We start from the raw sequence: 16537 nt of genomic DNA on the forward strand, positions 1-16537 counted from the left end.
TGTGGTATAGCGGGACGAATCGCGGATTTCAAGTTTTGGGGCCACCACGGCGCATGTTTGCGAGGCGTTTGTGGGCGCGGAAGGAAATGTCGATGCGTGGTCAATGAGTCGGGCAAGTGTCACGCGCTGCGACACCGCCGAAGCCGGCGTGATGCGCGGCGCACAAAAAACAACGCGGTGCGTTGCCGCTTTAACGACGGCAAACGCACCGCGCATTCAACAGCTGCAACCGCTCAAGCCAGATCGAAGCGATCCAGATTCATCACCTTTACCCACGCGGCAACGAAGTCGCGCGTGAACTTCTCCTGCGCGTCCTCGCTCGCATAGACCTCGCAAAGCGCGCGCAACTGCGCGTGCGAACCGAAGATCAGATCGACACGCGTGCCCGTCCACTTCACTTCGCCCGTTCGACGGTCGGCGCCCTCGAAGACCTCGCGCGCGGGCGTCGTAGGCGTCCATTCCGTGCCCATGTCGAGCAGGTTGCGGAAGAAGTCGTTGGTCAGCGTTTCCGGCCGTTTCGTGAAGACACCGTGCGAATCGGCGCCCGTGTGCACGTTCAGCACGCGCAAGCCGCCGATCAGCACCGTCATCTCCGGCGCCGTCAGCGTCAGCCGTTGCGCCTTGTCGATCAGCAGCGCTTCCGCCGGCACGTTGTACTTGCCCTTGAGGAAGTTGCGGAAACCATCGGCGACCGGCTCCAGCACGGCGACGGATTGCACGTCCGTCTGTTCCTGCGACGCGTCCATGCGCCCCGGCGTGAACGGCACACTGACGAGATGCCCGGCGGCCTTCGCGGACTGCTCGATTGCCGCGCCACCCGCCAGCACGATTAGATCGGCAAGCGAAATCTTCTTGCCGCCCGACGCCGCCCCGTTGAATTCGCTCTGGATGCCTTCGAGCGTTTTCAGCACCTTCGCCAGTTGCTCGGGCTGATTGGCCGCCCAGTCCTTCTGCGGCGCAAGACGGATGCGCGCGCCATTGGCGCCGCCGCGCATGTCCGAGCCGCGGAATGTCGACGCCGCCGCCCACGCCGTCGACACCAGCTGCGAGACGGAAAGCCCCGAAGCCAGAACTTTCTGCTTCAGCGAGGCAATGTCGTTGGTATCGACCAACGGATGATTCACGGCGGGAATCGGGTCCTGCCACAGCAGTTCTTCGGCGGGCACTTCCGGGCCCAGATAGCGGGCGCGCGGCCCCATGTCGCGGTGCGTCAGCTTGAACCAGGCGCGCGCGAACGCGTCGGCGAACTCATCCGGATTCTGCATGAAGCGCCGCGAAATCTTCTCGTACTCGGGGTCGAGGCGCAGCGACAGGTCGGTGGTTAGCATGGTCGGCAACAGCTTTTTCGACGGATCGTGCGCATGGGGGATCGTTGCCGTCGCGCCCTTGGCGACCCACTGGTTCGCGCCAGCGGGGCTCTTGGTCAATTCCCATTCGTGGCCGAACAGGTTCTCGAAGAACCCCATGCCCCACTGCGTCGGCGTGGCCGTCCACGTGACTTCCAGGCCGCTCGTGATCGTGTCGCCGCCCTTGCCGGTGCCGAAGCTGCTTTTCCAGCCCAGACCCTGGTTTTCCAGCTCGGCGGCTTCGGGTTCCACGCCGACGTTATCGGCGGGACCGGCACCGTGCGTTTTGCCGAACGTGTGGCCGCCCGCGATCAGCGCGACGGTTTCCTCGTCGTTCATCGCCATGCGGGCGAAGGTTTCGCGGATATCGTGCGCGGCGGCGAGCGGATCGGGATTGCCGTCCGGGCCTTCCGGGTTCACGTAGATCAGGCCCATCTGCACGGCGCCGAGCGGGTTCTCCAGATTCCGCCCGCCGTCGGTGCGGCTGGCTTCTTCGCCGTGCAGTTCCTCGTCGGCGACGAGCACGCCTTCGTCGCTTGCGTCGCGGGGCGCGGCGGCTTTGCCATAGCGGACGTCGCCGCCTAGCCAGGTTTTTTCATTGCCCCAGTAGACGTCCTGATCCGGTTCCCACGTGTCCTCGCGACCGCCCGCGAAGCCGAAGGTCTTGAAGCCCATGGTTTCGAGCGCGACATTGCCGGACAGGATCAGCAGATCGGCCCACGAAATTTTCTGGCCATATTTCTGCTTGACCGGCCAGAGCAGGCGGCGGGCTTTGTCGAGGCTGACATTGTCCGGCCAACTGTTCAGCGGCGCGAAACGCTGCTGGCCGCGACCGCCGCCTCCGCGTCCGTCGCCCGTGCGGTATGTGCCGGCGCTATGCCACGCCATGCGGATGAACAGCGGTCCATAGTGGCCGAAGTCCGCGGGCCACCAGTCCTGCGAATCGGTCATCAGCGCCGCGAGGTCCTGCTTGACGGCGGCGAGGTCGAGGGTCTTGAACGCCTTGGCGTAGTCGAACTCCTTATCCAGCGGATTGGACCGGCTGGAGTGCTGGCTGAGCAGGTCCAGCCGAAGCTGTTTCGGCCACCAGTCGCGATTGGTCGTTCCGCCGCCGGCGGCATGAATGAACGGGCACTTTGCATCGTTTGACATGCGTCGTCTCCTTGGGAGGATGTCTCCACTATGCGTTTTACGATGGTGTCGGGCTTGCGCGACAGATCGCCGTCCTGCGCCCGCACCTCGGTTACAAGCGTGGCGGTATGTGCGGTTACGCATATCGCCGCGTTGTCGGCGCATCTGCTCGCTTTCAATATATGCGACGGCGAAGGGCAACTGAATTCGTTTGCGGCAATGCCGCCAATAGCTCGCCGCTATAACGCGCGCGAGTGCATTCACCGCGCCCTTGCGCTGATATGCGGTGCCGTATCGCCTATTCTTTTTGGGTTTGCGTGACAGTTCGCCTTGATTCGATTTGGGTGCGCGATGAACCGTGAGGAGCGGAACATGGAAGACGTGGATGTGCTCGTCGTCGGCGCTGGTCCCGTCGGCTTGCTGCTTGGCACCGAATTGCAGCGCGATGGCGTCGCCGTGAGCGTGATCGACGGGATGCCGGCGAGAGGGTTCTTCTGCAAGGCGCTCGGCATCACGCCGCGCACGCTGGAGATTTTCGACGATCTGGGAATCGTTGATCGCGCAATCGAGGCGGGTGTCTGGCTCACAGGCGTCGAAACATGGGTCGACGGGGCGATGGTGCCTGCGCGCAGCATGCATGTGCCGGAGCAGGATTTGCCGTACGGGTCGCTTTCGCTTGCGCAGTACGAGACGGAGCGGCTGCTCGAAGCGGCATTCACCGAGCATGGCGGGCGCGTGCACTATGGGTTCAAGCTCGACAGCTTTGTCGAAACGGGCGATGGCGTCGAAGCGTTTCTGACGGGGCCACACGGCGAGGCGCGCACGGTGCGCTGCCGATGGCTCGTCGGATGTGACGGGGCGCATAGCAAGGTGCGTTCGGCATTGGGCCTGTCGTACGAAGGCGCGCAGTTTCCACAGACTTTTGCGCTCGCCGACGTGGACGTCGACTGGGCGCATCCGCGCGGGCCCATGTACCGCTTCGAATGGAGCGACGCGGCGCGCGCGAAAACCAGCGTGGCGGCGGTGCCGATTCGTGGATCGGCGCGGCGCTACCGGCTGTCGATGATCGTGCCTGACGAGCATTCAGCTTCGCTGGCGGGAGTTGCCGCACCTGATTTCGACACGATGTGCGCCCTGCTGTTGTCCTCGCTGCCGGAAGGTACGCGTTTGTCTTCGATGCGCTGGTCCTCGGTGTATCGCGTGAGCCATCGCATTGCGTCTGAGTATGGACATGGCCGCGTGTTCATTGCGGGCGACGCCGCGCATATTCATCCGCCTGTCGGCGGGCAAGGAATGAACACGGGCTTGCAGGACGCACACAACCTCGCTTGGAAACTCGCGCACGTGGCGAAAGGTCTTGCGCATCCTGCGTTGCTCGACAGTTATTCGGCGGAACGGCATCCCGTGGGCGTGGACGTCGTTCAGTCGACGAGCGCTGCGCTCAACGCCGTGCTCGCCCGCCAGGCCGCCAATCCGGCGATGCGCGAGACGCAGTTGCTGGTGACGTATCGCGGCAGTCCGATCGTCGCCGATATGTGCGCGGATGCGGACCCGGAGTTGCCAGCGCCGGGCGACCGGCTGCCCGATGCGTATGGTTTGGTGCAGCGTTTTGTGGGGCGTCCACGGCGATTGCAGGAGTTTGTCGGGCATGGACGGCATGTGCTGCTTGGTTATGTCGATGCGGCTGGCGCGCAGGTTGAAGCGTTTGCTGATGGCTGTCGGGCGCTTGCCGAATTGCTGCCGGGCGCGGCGTCAGCTGTGCTGGTTGTGGCGCCGGACGGCGAAGCGCCAGGCGGCGAACTGATGACGGTGTTGACGGATACGAACGGCGAGTTTGCGGCAACGTTTCGCGCGTCAGGCGGCACGGTTTGGATCGTGCGGCCGGATGGGCATATCGGGTGGAGAAGCGGCAGTTGCTCGGGCGAGGCGGTGAAAAGCTGGGGAAGAGTTCTTCGCGGCTAAACCCGGCCAACGCAGAAAACCCATCCGTGTCGCGCCACAAAAGGTACACCCGCAAACAAGACATCGGTTCGCGCATAGACAAATCCTCGGGCGTGTCAAAAACGATACTGCAGGCATCACACCCCACGCCCGAGGTCCCCATGTCCACGCCTGCCCGCGCCCGCTGGCCGTATGTGTTTGTCTCCGCGTTTCTCGGCACGGCCATCGAGCAATACGACTTCCTTCTGTACGGCACGGCCTCGGCGCTCGTGTTCAACCGGCTCTTTTTCCCGAACCTCGATCCGCTCGCCGGCACGATTGCCTCGCTCGGCACCTACGCGGCGGGCTATTTCGCGCGCGGCGCTGGGGCGCTGATCTGCGGGCACTTCGGCGACAGGATCGGCCGCAAGACGTTGCTGATGGTCACGCTGCTCGTGATGGGCATAGCATCGACGCTGGTCGGCTGTTTGCCGACTTACGCATCCATCGGCATCTGGGCGCCGATCCTGCTGACGACACTGCGCGTGCTGCAAGGGTTCGCCATCGGCGGTGAGCAGAGCGGGGCGATCGTGCTCGGCGTCGAGAGCGCGCCCGCGCATCGCCGGGGACTTTACGGCAGTTGGAGCAACTCAGGCAGTTACGGCGGCGTGCTGCTGTCGACGGGCGCGTTGCTGCTGACTTCGCTGTTGCCCGAGCCCGCGTTTCTGTCATGGGGCTGGCGTCTGCCGTTTCTGTTCAGCGCGGTGCTGGTGGTGATCGGGCTCGTTGGCCGCGCGCGTCTGCCGGAAACCGTCGAGTTCGCGCAATTGCAGGCGCGTCACGGCGTGGCGCGCTTTCCGCTCAGAGACCTGATGCGCGACCACGCGCGCGCCGTGTTGATCGTCTTCATGGCCCGGCTGGGTGAAATCACGTGGTCGGTGTTCGTGGTGCTGTTCGCGGTCGCGTATGTCACGGTGCAGCTCAAGCTGCCGAAATCCGTGATTCTTGGCGCGATCATGAGTGGCGCTGCGCTCGGCGTTTTCATGGTGCCGTTCTTTGCGGCGCTGTCGGACCGCATCGGACGAAAGCCGATCTATCTCGCCGGACTGGTCACATGCGCGCTTTATGTGTGGCCGTTCTTTACGATGCTCAATACGCGCGATCCTATGTGGATCACCGTCGCCGTCGTGCTTGCGCTCGGCATCGTGCATCCGATGATGTATGGCCCGCAAGGCGGCTTCTTTGCCGACATGTTCGATGTGCGCGTGCGATTCTCCGGTGTGTCGATTGGCGCGATCGGCGCGATTGTCGGCGGCGGGATTAATCCGTTGATCTGTTCGTCGTTGCTCGCGCAAGGCCACGGCAATCCGAACGCGGTGGCGACCTACATTACCGCGAGCGCGCTCGTCGCCGCGTGCTTTACGTTCTTTGCTCCGCGACGCCCGCTCGATGCAACGCACGCGCAACCCTTAACTCAGGCGCCGGAGATTCGCACGAATCCGCTGGGCGATGCACGTTCGGCGTGATGCGCCTCGAAGCAAACACGCTTTCATAATGGAGTAGTCGATGAATGAACACGACCGAGAATTGAACGACGGCCTCGCCGCGAAGATGGACCGCAAGCTCGAACAGGGCGCGTGGGACGCGCGTCAGAAAATCGCGCTCGCGTGCCGGATGCTCGCGCACGAGGGACATTCCGAAACGCTCGCCGGACAGATCACCGTGCGCGAATCCGACGGCACGTTTCTGACCACGGCGATGGCATACGGCTTCGACGAAGCCACGCGCAACAACGTGATCCGCATCGACGACGAGATGAACGTGATCGAAGGCCGCGGCATGGCCAATCCGGCCATCCGTTTTCACCTGTGGATCTACCGGCGGCGGTCCGACGTGAACTGCATCGTGCATACGCATCCGCCGTATGTGAACGCGCTGTCGATGACGGGACGTCCGCTCGAAGTCGCGCACATGGACGCCACGCCGTTTCACGACGACTGCGCGTTCCTGCGCGAATGGCCCGGCTTGCCGATCGGCGATAGCGAAGGCGAGATCATTTCGACGGCACTCGGCAACAAGCGGGTGATTCTGCTGGCGAACCATGGCTTTCTCGCGGCGACTTCTTCGCTGGAAGAATCGGCGTATCTGTCGGTGCTGATCGAGCGCGCGGCGCGCAGCCAGATTCTTGCGCAGTCAGTTGGCGAACTGAAACCCATCGACGCGGCGCGCGCAAAAGAGTCGCACGATTTTCTGTTGCTGCCGAGCATCGTCAAGTCGAGCTTTGCGCTGTTCGCACGACGCGTGATCAAGCGGGAGCCGGACGTGCTGTTCTGAGCGCGGCGTGGGGCGGGAGCACATGCGAGAATGGTTGGCTGCGACATCATCACTATCCAGCGGCGTAGAGGCCGGGAGGATTTCGCCATGCCCGACAGTTCCGCGTTTCGTCTGCCTTATGCGCCGACGCTCTACCCGATGCCGTCGAGCGGTATCGACGAGTTGAAGCGTTCGCTCGATTACATCGTGATGCCGGGCGAATTGCTGTTCGACGGACATGTCGCGCAAGACGAGTTGCGCGCATGCCGCCTGACGGGCGGCGGCGTGCTCGCGACGGCGCACATGGGCCGCCAGGAAGTGCGGCACGACAACGACCATCTGCGCTGGCTTACGGGCGACGACGTCGTCGTGCTGGTCGCGCTGGCTGGGCGCGGCACGGTCACGCAGCAAGGTTGCACGCTGCCGTTCGCAAAGGGCGATATCACGTTTCGGCGGGCACGCGTGCCGTCGGTTGCGCGTATCGAAGAACCCGCGCATCTGCTGATGATCCGTTTGCCGATTACGCGTTTTCTTGGTCAGGCGGTTTCGCGGCACGCGCAGTTTCGTCCACAGCGGGCGGATGCTGCATCGGGCATCGTGAAGATGCCTGAATTGTTTCGTCGACGAAGTGTTGCCTTCTTTCGAGAGCATGAGTCCCGTCACGCTAGCCGCTGCCGAAGAGGCTCTGGTCGCACTGCTTGGCGCGGCTTACCGGGAAGCGGAGGAAATCGCGCAACGCACTGGCCGCGAGGCGGCGCCAACCGTCGCGCAACCGCTGCGCTGGGTGCAACTGACGCGGTTTATCGAAGCGAATCTGTGCGACCCGGAACTGGATGTCGAAGCGTGCGCGCTGGCCTTGGGCGTCTCGAAGCGCTACGTGCACAAGCTCTTTGAAACGCTCGATCTGCAATATGGCAAATACGTGCTGCAGCAAAGGCTCGCGCGGTGTCGCGATGAGTTGCTGAATCCGTTGTTAGCCGGTCTGTCGATCGAACAGATTGCGTATCGCAATGGCTTCAATGACGCGGCGCATTTCAGCAGGCGTTTCCGCGATGGCAATGGCGTGTCGCCGCGTGAGTTTCGCAAGCGCGAGAGCTTGCTCTGAGCGGCGCCTTCCGGAGCGGCCATCGCCCCACTGATGTATGATAATGATTCTCATTAAGTCAGTGTTTCGTCCAGCGTTCCGCCCATGCGCGAGTTCTTGCCGGTCGCGCTCGCGTTTGTCAGCGCGCTTCTCTTCTATCTTGGATCGCCGGGTCAGCAATGGCGCGCCGCGCCGTTGTGGCCGCGCGCCTGCCGAAGCGCGGCGCTCGTCGCCGCCATTGCGGCCCTGATTCCCGGTATCGTCGCGGGTCATCTGGCGACGACGCTTTCCATCGTCATCACGACCGTGATGGCGAGCTTCGTCGCGTTTCCGTTCGTGGCGGCTTTGCGCAGACGCGCATCGGGAACGGCGCCATGAGCGACACAACCCGCGACGTGCCGAAGAAAGCCAAAGTCGAAGGACACTGGATCGGCAAGACGACGGCGGGAGCGATCTGCGGATTCATCGTCGCCCTCGCGTTGAGCGGCCTGCTCGTGCGGCTCGCGCCGAGCGCGAGCGTCGATGCCGCGAAAGCCGAAACAGCGATGCTGTTCGTGCCGCTCGTCTGGACAGGCGTGTTCTCCGTCGCGTATCTGTTTCGCAGCGGCTTGCGCGCGTGGCTCTGGCTCGGCGCAGCGAGCGTCGTGACACTGGCGCTCTTCGAAATCTGCAAGTAACCCTCATGCGCACCGATCTCCTACGCGTCTACAAGACCGTGCATACGTGGACCGGCGTGATCTGCGGTCTCGCGCTGTTCATCTGCTTCTACGCGGGCGCGATCACGATGTTCAAGGATCAGCTGATCGACTGGGCCACGCCGCCCGCCAGCGTGCATCAACTGATTCGCGTCGAAGATTCGCCAAAGCTGATCGGGCAGGTGCTTGCGACGCAGCCCGATGCGCGCAAGTATTTGTCGCTGCGTTTTCACGACCGCGATCACGCGTGGTTGACGTGGCCCACGCACGGCCGCTCGCAGCGCGCGACGGCCACGTTCGATGCGAACGGCCAGTTGCATATCGACACGACGCATCCGTCCGATGTCGCGCAGTTCGTCAACGTGCTGCACATGACGGCGGGCGTGCCGGGAGGCTTCGACGTCGGCATGGGCGTGATGGGCGTGGTCTCGCTGCTGTACGGGCTGGCGCTGGTGTCGGGCGTGATCGTGCTGCTTCCGACACTGATCAAAGACCTGTTCGTGTTGCGTATCGGCAAGAACCTGAAGCGGATGTGGCTCGATGCGCACAACGTGGTCGGCATTCTGAGCTTGCCGTTTCATCTGGTGATGGCGCTGTCGGTTGTGGGCTTCGGGTTGCACGACTACATCTACAGTGCGCAAGACAAGCTGATCTACGACGGCAAGCTGCAACCGATGCTCGTCGCACAGAATCCGTTCTTCGGCAAGGCGCCCGCGAAGCCCGAACAGGACGCGACGAAACTGCTCGCGCCCACGACTTTGCTCGACAAGGTGCGCGCACAGGCGCCCGGTTTCGAGCCGGAAGAGCTGACATGGCGGCGCGCGGGACAGCCTGGCGCGACTGTCTTCGTGCGCGGCGAAGACCCGCATTACCTCGCGCGCAGCGGCGGCTTCGCGTTGATGGACCCCGTCAGCGGCGAGTTCGTGAACCACAAGTTCCTGCCCGGCGATGGCAACGGCGACAACTGGGCCGCCGCCACGAGCGCGATTTACGCGCTGCATTTCGGCAGCTATGGCGGCGCGCCGATTCAATGGGGCTACTTCGTGCTCGGACTCGCTGGCGCGTTTCTCTTCTATTCGGGCAATCTGCTGTGGATCGAAAGCCGGCGCAAGACGCAGCGCGCGGAGAACCAGAGCATCGCGCAGCGTCGTTCGGCGAGCTTTCTCGCTTCGTTGACGGTGGGTGTGGCGCTCGGCTGCATCAATGGCATAGCTTTGAGCCTCGTCGCAGCGAAGTGGCTGAGCGGCCATGTCGCGGATATGCACGCGTGGCACGCGACGATCTACTACACGGTGTTTTTGGCGTGCGTCGCGTGGGCGTTCTTGCGCGGCGCGCCGCGCGCGGCTGTCGAACTGCTGCTGTGCGCGGTGATTGCCACGGCTGCGCTGCCGTTGACGAGCGTCGCGGGCTGGCTGTTTCCGTCGACGAACTGGTGGGCGGGCAGTAGCGACGGCTCGCTGGCCGTCGATATCGTCGCGGCGCTCGGCGCTGCCTGCTATGCGTGGATGTGGCGCGCGACGGCCAGACGCGTATCGATGGGGCGCACCGACAGCGTCTGGTTCGACCGCTCGCGTCAGAAGTCCGTGGTCAACGACATCAGCAACGTGCGCGGCTTGCCCTGAGTCAGGTAAGCGCCCGTCGTCGATGACCAGTACGACTTGTTGGTCACATTCTGGACGGTCGCGCGGAGCGTCGTCGTGTGTTTGAAGACGGTCGTCGTGTAGCGCGCGCCGAGATCGAAGGTGTCCCACGCTGGAATCGACAGCTTGTTCGCCGCATCCAGATACTGGTTGCCCGTGTGGACCCATGCGGCCGTGAACGTCAGGCCCGGCACCCACGGCAAATCGTATTCGCCGCCGATGTTGAACAGATACGCCGGCACACCGATCGGGCGATAGCCGTCCGTCGCGCCGAGGTTCGTGTCGAGCTGCTTCGCGTTGAGCAGCGTCGCGCCCGCCAGCAGGCGCACGCCCTTGACCGGCTCGCCATACACCGAAAATTCGATCCCGCGATTACGCTGCGTGCCGTTTGTGCCGAACACGTTGGTCGTGCTGTCCGTATAGGCCGTCGGCTGCTCGATCTGGAACAGCGACAGCTCGCCGCCGAAATGATTCGTGTCGTACTTCGCGCCGACTTCATATTGCTTCGAGCGGCGCGGCGAAAGCGTCTGGCCGACGTTGCTCGCGCCGAACGGCGCCGTCTGGCCCGCCGCGAGCGACTCGGCGCGGTTCGCGAACAGCGAGATCTCGCTGGTCGGCTTGACGACGAGACCGAAGATCGGCGTGTTGATCGACTGGTCGAAGGTGCTGGTGATCTGGTCGGTGCCGACCGTGTAGTTGTTCTGATGCAGCTGCTGGTGACGCGCGCCGATCGTGAACAGCACGCGGTCGTTAAAGAAGCCGAGCGTATCCGATACGGCAATGCTGCGCGTCAGGATCTGGTCCGCGAGGCTCGGCTCTTCGAAGCTGCCTGCGACGAAGCCGTTCGCCGCCGGCTCGGGCACGATGCCGCCACCATACAGGCTGGTCGGGAATGAGCTGCTGAAGGCGAACGCTTCGCGGTCGACGAGGCTCGTAATCGCCGCACCCAGCGACACCATATGCGTGACAGGACCCGTCGCGAAGCGGCCGCGCACGCCGACTTCCGCCGATTCCGCGTTGGTCGTGCGCAGGATGTCGCCGCGCGTGGCCGTCGTGCCCGTGAGCGCGTTGAAAGTCGGCGACGAATACGTACCGTCTTCGTGCGAGCGATGCACGCCGCCGCTCGCGTAGGCCGTCCAGCCCGGCAGGAAGTCGTATTCGGCGCGCAGGATGCCGACCGTGTCTTCAAGCGTGCTCTGCGTCCACGGCTGCGCGAAGTTGTGCGTTGCCGACGGCGGTTCGGGCATGATGTCGCCCGTCACCGAAATGGTCGAGCGGCCCTGGTCGATATTCTTGCGCTGATACAGGAAGTCGCCGTACAGACGCAGCTTCTCGCCGCGCCAGTCGAGCGAAACGGCTGTTGTCTGGTTGTGGCGGAATTCGTCGTCGATGCTGGTCTGGCCGCCGTCGATCGAACCGTTCACACGAATACCGAACTGGCCTTCACTGCCGAAGCGGCGACCCACGTCGACCTGCGTGCCGATCTGGCCCGAAGCCGTGCCATCGACGGTCACTTGCGTGAGCGGCTTGTCGTCGGCGCGTTTGAGTTCGAGATTGATGCCGCCGCCGATCGCGGAGCCCGTCGGCGATGCGCCGTTCAGGAATGCATTGGCGCCCTTGAACACGTCGACGCGCTCGAGCACATCGACGGAAACGAGCTGGCGCGGCGTGATGCCGTACAGGCCGTTCAGCGACACGTCGTCGCCGTTCAGCTGGAAGCCGCGGATCACGAATACTTCCGAGAAGTTGCCGAAGCCGTAGGCCGGACGCACGGCGGGATCGTGCGACAGCAGATCGCCGATGCTCTGCGCCTGCGAATCCTGAATCGCCTTCGACGTGTAGCTCGTCATGCTGAACGGCACGTCGATGTTCTTCTGGTTGCCGAGCACGCCGAACTGGCCGCCGCGCGCAATCTGGCCGCCCGAATAGGTCGGCGCGAAATCGCCGGGCAGGGCTTCCGCCTGGCCTTGCACCTTGACGGCGGGGAGCGTGGTGCCGGCGGCGCCGTTCGAAGGCGCGTCAGACGACTGTGCGTGGGCGGTGACGGCGATGCCCATCGTCAGCGGCAACGCTGCATAGGCGAACAGATGGCGGACAGCAGCATGCAGCGGCCGAACGCGCGGACGCGAAGAATTGGTGGTAGGCATGATGGCCAATCCCTGAGTAAAACTGTTTTTTGGGGTGACGGCGGGCGTCGACTACTTTTGGTTGGGCGCGAAGCGGTCGTCGGAACGACGGATGCAGGCGGGTGATGCGATTTTATTCAAATAAGAATGATTCGTATATGCGTTTTCAATAAACGCAACGGGAAGGAATGGAAAGCGTTGCGCTAGTGCAACAGGCGGGAGGTGCGGTGTCGCGCGCAGGCTACACGCGGGCGGGCTTGGCGGGGGCGGCGGGGAAAATGAACGTTGCTGCGGCGATACAAACGCTTGCATTACACGAATAGGGGTTTATACTGATCTCTGTCTCCTCCATGTCTCCTCCTGATATGGATTCAGCCCACCACTTGGTGGGCTTTTCTTTTTGTCCCCTCGGTATGCGCACGGCGCGTTGGCTTTCAGTCACGGGCCAAAGAACGTCTGGCAAAAGTGGCCGGGTACGCGGCACTGCGCCGTCTCTGTCTGACCGGCTTGCGGTTGATCGACTGTCGAACAACCGGCGACAAGGCAAGCCAGCAGGCACATCATCCCTGCGCGTGCGTCCCTTCTTCGGCGTATGAAGAACCCGAGCATGTTGCACCTCGAAGCGCGTATCGGGCGAAGCACCGGGGCCAGCGTTTGCCGCAAGCCCCGGTTCGGCCTCCATCCAATCGATGTTACGCGCTCGCGGTCAACCGCTCCGGCGTCCGATAGTCACTGAGCAACCGCTCCTTCTTTTTCGCCGCTGCCTGGAAATTGCGTTCCTTCACATGACCGAAGCCGCGGATATCGTCCGGCAGGCCGGCGAGCTGGAGCGCCACGGGAAGGCGTTCAAGATCGAGCGTTGCGCAAAACTCGTCGGCCAGCGCGACGTACTCCGCAATCAGTTGCCGCTCGCCGCGCCGCTCGGCTGTTTTGCCGAATACATCCAGCGCGGTGCCGCGCAGTCCCTTCATGCGCGTGAGCGCACGGAAGACGGGCAGCATCCACGGACCGAAGCTTTTCTTCTGCAAATTCCCACGTTCGTCGCGCTTCGCGAGCAACGGCGGCGCGAGATGGAAGCTCAGCTTGTAATCGCGGCCAGGTTCGCCCTCGAACTGTTGACGCAGTTTGTCCAGATAAGCAGGATCCGCGTAAAGGCGAGCGACTTCGTATTCGTCCTTGTAGGCCATCAACTTCGCGAGGCCCGTCGCCACCGCGCGCGTGAGCGGCAGTTTCGAGTTGCCTGCGATCTGCGTTTCCTTCACGCGGATACGGTCGATCACATCGCGATAGCGCTGCGCATACGCTGCGTTCTGATACGCCGTCAACAGCGCTTCACGCGATGCGATCAGCTTGTCGAGCGATTCAGGCATCTGCATGACGATCGCCTGCGGCGCGACAGCCGGCTTGAGCAGCGCCTTCACAGCCGCCTCGCCATGATGCGCGATATAGCGTCCCCAGTTGAACGCCTGCCGATTCTTCTCGACCGATACGCCAATGAGCTCGATCGCGCGCACGAGGCTCGACAGTTGTAGCGGCAGCCAGCCTTTCTGCCACGCAAACCCAAGCAGCAACGGATTGCTATAGATCGTGTCGCCGAGCAGCTTCAGCGCGAGCGCGTTGGCGTCGATGAAGGCGCATCCTTCGCCGATGCTGTCGCGTAGTCCCGCTTCCGTCTGCGTGCCCGGGAAAGTCCACTTCGGGTTCTTGACGAATTCGGCCGTCGGCGTCGCGCCGCTGTTGATCGCGGCAACCGTCACGCCGTGTTGCGTGCGCGACAGCACATCGTTCGACGCCGACACGATCGCGTCGCAACCGATCACCAGCCGCGCTTCGCCCGTCGCAATGCGCGTCGCGTGCAACGCGTCGGGCGAGGACGCGACCTGCACGTGGCTGAGCACGGCGCCGCCTTTTTGCGCGAGGCCGGCCATGTCGAGCACGGTGACGCCCTTGCGTTCGATATGTGCGGCCATGCCAATCAGTCCGCCAATCGTCACGACACCCGTGCCGCCGACGCCCGTCACGAGAATGCCGTACGGCCTGGCGAGCGCCGGTAGCGACGGCACCGGCAGCGTGTCGAACTCGCCATTAACTGCGCCGCTGCCGCGCGCGGCCTGAGGCTTGCGAAGCTGCGCGCCTTCAGCCGTGACGAAGCTCGGACAAAAGCCCTTCACGCACGAAAAGTCCTTGTTGCACGACGACTGGTTGATCTTGCGCTTCGTGCCGAGCGGCGTATCGAGCGGCTCGACGGACAGGCAGTTCGATTGCACCGAGCAATCGCCGCAGCCTTCGCATACCGCATCGTTGATGAACGCACGGCGCGCGGGATCGGGATACGCGCCGCGTTTGCGCCGCCGCCGTTTCTCGGTCGCGCAAGTCTGGTCGTAGATCAGCACGGTCGTGCCGGGCATATCGCGCAGTGCGCGCTGCACGGAATCGAGTTGATCGCGATGATGAACATCGACGCCCGCAGGCAACACGATGCCCGAGTGATACTTCTGCGGCTCGTCGGTGACGATGACGATGCGCTTCGCGCCTTCGGCGTGGACCTGATGCGCGATCTGCGGCACGGTCAGCACGCCGTCGACGGGCTGGCCGCCCGTCATCGCGACGGCATCGTTGTAGAGAATCTTGTAGGTGATGTTCGCGTTTGCCGCGATGGCCGCGCGAACCGCAAGCAGACCCGAATGGAAGTACGTGCCATCGCCGAGATTGACGAAGACATGCTTATCGCCGGAGAAATGCATCTGGCCGATCCACGCGACGCCTTCGCCACCCATCTGGCTGAAGGTTTCCGTCTTGCGGTCCATCCACATCGACATGTAGTGACAGCCGATGCCCGCAAGCGCGCGAGAGCCCTCAGGCACGTTAGTCGACGTGTTGTGCGGGCAGCCCGAGCAGAACCACGGCTTGCGTTCGACCGATACACGCGGCTTCGCCGCTTCGCGCTCTTTCGCTTCGATGATCGCGACGCGCGCGAGCATCCGCGCCCGCACGTCGTCGGGCAAATCGGCGCGCGAGAGGCGCCGTGCAACGGCCTTCGCGATCAGCGCGGGCGACAGCTCGTAATGCGCGGGCAGCAGCCAGTCGCCGCGTGGTACTGACCATTCGCCGCCTTCGTTGTCGCGCTCGTCGAACTTGCCGTAGATCTTTGGCCGCACGTCCTCGCGCCAGTTGTATAGCTCTTCTTTCAGCGCGTATTCGAGAATCTGGCGCTTTTCTTCGACGACGAGAATTTCTTCCAGGCCCGTTGCGAATGAACGTGCATCCTGCGCGTCGAGCGGCCACACGCAGCCGACTTTCAGCACACGCAAGCCAATTTGAGCGCATGTGTCTTCATCGAGGCCCAGGTCGCTGAGCGCCTGGCGCACGTCGAGATAGGCCTTACCCGCCGTGATGATGCCGAAGCGCGGCGTCGGCGAATCGATCACGACGCGGTTCAGCTTGTTCGCGCGGATATAGGCGAGCGCCGCATACCATTTCTCGTCGAGCAGCCGCGCTTCCTGCGCGAGCGGCGCGTCGGGCCAACGGATGTTGAGGCCGCCTTCAGGCATCGCGTAGTCGGTCGGCGTGACGATTTCGACACGGTCCGGATCGAGATCGATCGACGCCGTGGATTCGATCACGTCCGTCACGCACTTCATCGCGACCCATAGACCCGAGTAGCGGCTCATCGCCCAGCCGTGCAGCCCGTAGTCGAGATATTCCTGCACGTTCGCCGGATACAGCACGGGAATCCCCGCCGCGATGAACGCGTGCTCCGACTGATGCGCGACCGACGACGACTTCGCCGCGTGATCGTCGCCCGCCAGCACGAGCACGCCGCCGCGCGCGTCGCTACCGGCGGAGTTCGCGTGCTTGAACACGTCGCCCGTCCGGTCGACGCCGGGGCCTTTGCCGTACCACATGCCGAATACGCCGTCGCGCGTCGCGCCTGGCCACAGGTTGATCTGCTGCGTGCCCCAGACGGACGTCGCGGCCAGATCTTCGTTGACGCCGGGCTGGAAGACGATGTCGTTGTCCTGCAGATGCTTTTTTGCTTTCCACAGCGACTGATCGAGCGCGCCCAGCGGCGAGCCGCGATAGCCGGAAATGAAGCCAGCCGTGTTGAGCCCGGCCTTACGGTCGCGTGCTTTTTGCAGCATCGGAAGACGCACCAGCGCCTGCGTGCCGCTGATATACACACGGCCTTTTTCGAGCGTGTACTTGTCTTCAAGCGTGACGGGCGTGTCGGGCGTTTCGGTCGCTAGGTCGGATGCGACGGCTAGATCGGGCGCATTCATGG

Annotated in this window: 11 protein-coding genes; 8 read left to right on the top strand and 3 right to left on the bottom strand. The window is 63.6% G+C overall.

Translation table 11 applies throughout. The features are described from left to right. Nucleotides 1-233: 233 nt before the first annotated feature. Nucleotides 234-2498, bottom strand: a complete 2265-nt coding sequence (gene katG / locus SB822_RS22240) for a catalase/peroxidase HPI (RefSeq protein WP_410855668.1) — start codon at nt 2496-2498, stop codon at nt 234-236. 351 nt (nt 2499-2849) lie between these two features. Here katG and SB822_RS22245 point away from each other — a divergent pair, with 351 nt between their 5' ends. The 8 genes from SB822_RS22245 (at nt 2850) to SB822_RS22280 (ending at nt 10111) form a co-directional block, all read left to right on the top strand. Further along, nucleotides 2850-4439 (top strand): FAD-dependent monooxygenase, encoded by a 1590-nt coding sequence (locus SB822_RS22245; protein ID WP_410855669.1) that lies wholly within the window; start codon nt 2850-2852, stop codon nt 4437-4439. A gap of 140 nt (nt 4440-4579) precedes the next feature. Beyond that, nucleotides 4580-5923, top strand: a complete 1344-nt coding sequence (locus SB822_RS22250) for an MFS transporter (protein WP_410855670.1) — start codon at nt 4580-4582, stop codon at nt 5921-5923. Between the two features lie 40 nt (nt 5924-5963). Continuing rightward, a complete protein-coding gene (locus SB822_RS22255; RefSeq protein ID WP_086915630.1) occupies nt 5964-6731 on the top strand; it encodes an aldolase in 768 nt (255 codons plus the stop codon). 87 nt (nt 6732-6818) lie between these two features. Then, the gene (locus SB822_RS22260; protein ID WP_410855671.1) at nt 6819-7604 is read left to right on the top strand and encodes a hypothetical protein; all 786 of its coding nucleotides are present in this window, start codon (nt 6819-6821) and stop codon (nt 7602-7604) included. Beyond that, on the top strand, nt 7588-7815 hold the full coding sequence (locus tag SB822_RS22265; protein ID WP_410855672.1) for a helix-turn-helix domain-containing protein: 228 nt from the start codon (nt 7588-7590) through the stop codon (nt 7813-7815). Before SB822_RS22260 ends, SB822_RS22265 begins: the two co-directional genes overlap by 17 nt. 84 nt (nt 7816-7899) lie before the next feature. Further along, the gene (locus SB822_RS22270; RefSeq protein ID WP_079490639.1) at nt 7900-8172 is read left to right on the top strand and encodes a hypothetical protein; all 273 of its coding nucleotides are present in this window, start codon (nt 7900-7902) and stop codon (nt 8170-8172) included. Continuing rightward, nucleotides 8169-8471, top strand: coding sequence for a hypothetical protein (locus tag SB822_RS22275; protein WP_410855673.1), 303 nt, complete (start codon nt 8169-8171; stop codon nt 8469-8471). Before SB822_RS22270 ends, SB822_RS22275 begins: the two co-directional genes overlap by 4 nt. Before the next feature lie 5 nt (nt 8472-8476). Next, nucleotides 8477-10111, top strand: coding sequence for a PepSY-associated TM helix domain-containing protein (locus SB822_RS22280; protein ID WP_410855674.1), 1635 nt, complete (start codon nt 8477-8479; stop codon nt 10109-10111). On the opposite strand, the gene SB822_RS22285 is transcribed toward SB822_RS22280, so the two are convergent. Then, on the bottom strand, nt 10063-12276 hold the full coding sequence (locus tag SB822_RS22285) for a TonB-dependent receptor (protein WP_114223810.1): 2214 nt from the start codon (nt 12274-12276) through the stop codon (nt 10063-10065). The two genes, SB822_RS22280 and SB822_RS22285, sit on opposite strands and share 49 nt — an antisense overlap. 671 nt (nt 12277-12947) lie before the next feature. Further along, nucleotides 12948-16535 carry an indolepyruvate ferredoxin oxidoreductase family protein gene (locus SB822_RS22290; protein WP_410855675.1) on the bottom strand — a complete coding sequence of 1196 codons (3588 nt, stop codon included), beginning with the start codon at nt 16533-16535 and terminating at the stop codon, nt 12948-12950. Nucleotides 16536-16537 lie beyond the last annotated feature (2 nt).

It is taken from the genome of Paraburkholderia sp. SIMBA_054, from assembly GCF_046534875.1.
Classification (GTDB): domain Bacteria; phylum Pseudomonadota; class Gammaproteobacteria; order Burkholderiales; family Burkholderiaceae; genus Paraburkholderia; species Paraburkholderia hospita.

Coding starts and splice junctions, on each gene's coding strand:
- SB822_RS22275 (WP_410855673.1), top strand. CDS start 8,169: ATGAGCGACACAACCCGCGACGTGCCGAAGAAAGCCAAAGTCGAAGGA.
- katG (WP_410855668.1), bottom strand. CDS start 2,498: ATGTCAAACGATGCAAAGTGCCCGTTCATTCATGCCGCCGGCGGCGGA.
- SB822_RS22290 (WP_410855675.1), bottom strand. CDS start 16,535: ATGAATGCGCCCGATCTAGCCGTCGCATCCGACCTAGCGACCGAAACG.
- SB822_RS22255 (WP_086915630.1), top strand. CDS start 5,964: ATGAATGAACACGACCGAGAATTGAACGACGGCCTCGCCGCGAAGATG.
- SB822_RS22250 (WP_410855670.1), top strand. CDS start 4,580: ATGTCCACGCCTGCCCGCGCCCGCTGGCCGTATGTGTTTGTCTCCGCG.
- SB822_RS22260 (WP_410855671.1), top strand. CDS start 6,819: ATGCCCGACAGTTCCGCGTTTCGTCTGCCTTATGCGCCGACGCTCTAC.
- SB822_RS22245 (WP_410855669.1), top strand. CDS start 2,850: ATGGAAGACGTGGATGTGCTCGTCGTCGGCGCTGGTCCCGTCGGCTTG.
- SB822_RS22270 (WP_079490639.1), top strand. CDS start 7,900: ATGCGCGAGTTCTTGCCGGTCGCGCTCGCGTTTGTCAGCGCGCTTCTC.
- SB822_RS22285 (WP_114223810.1), bottom strand. CDS start 12,276: ATGCCTACCACCAATTCTTCGCGTCCGCGCGTTCGGCCGCTGCATGCT.
- SB822_RS22280 (WP_410855674.1), top strand. CDS start 8,477: ATGCGCACCGATCTCCTACGCGTCTACAAGACCGTGCATACGTGGACC.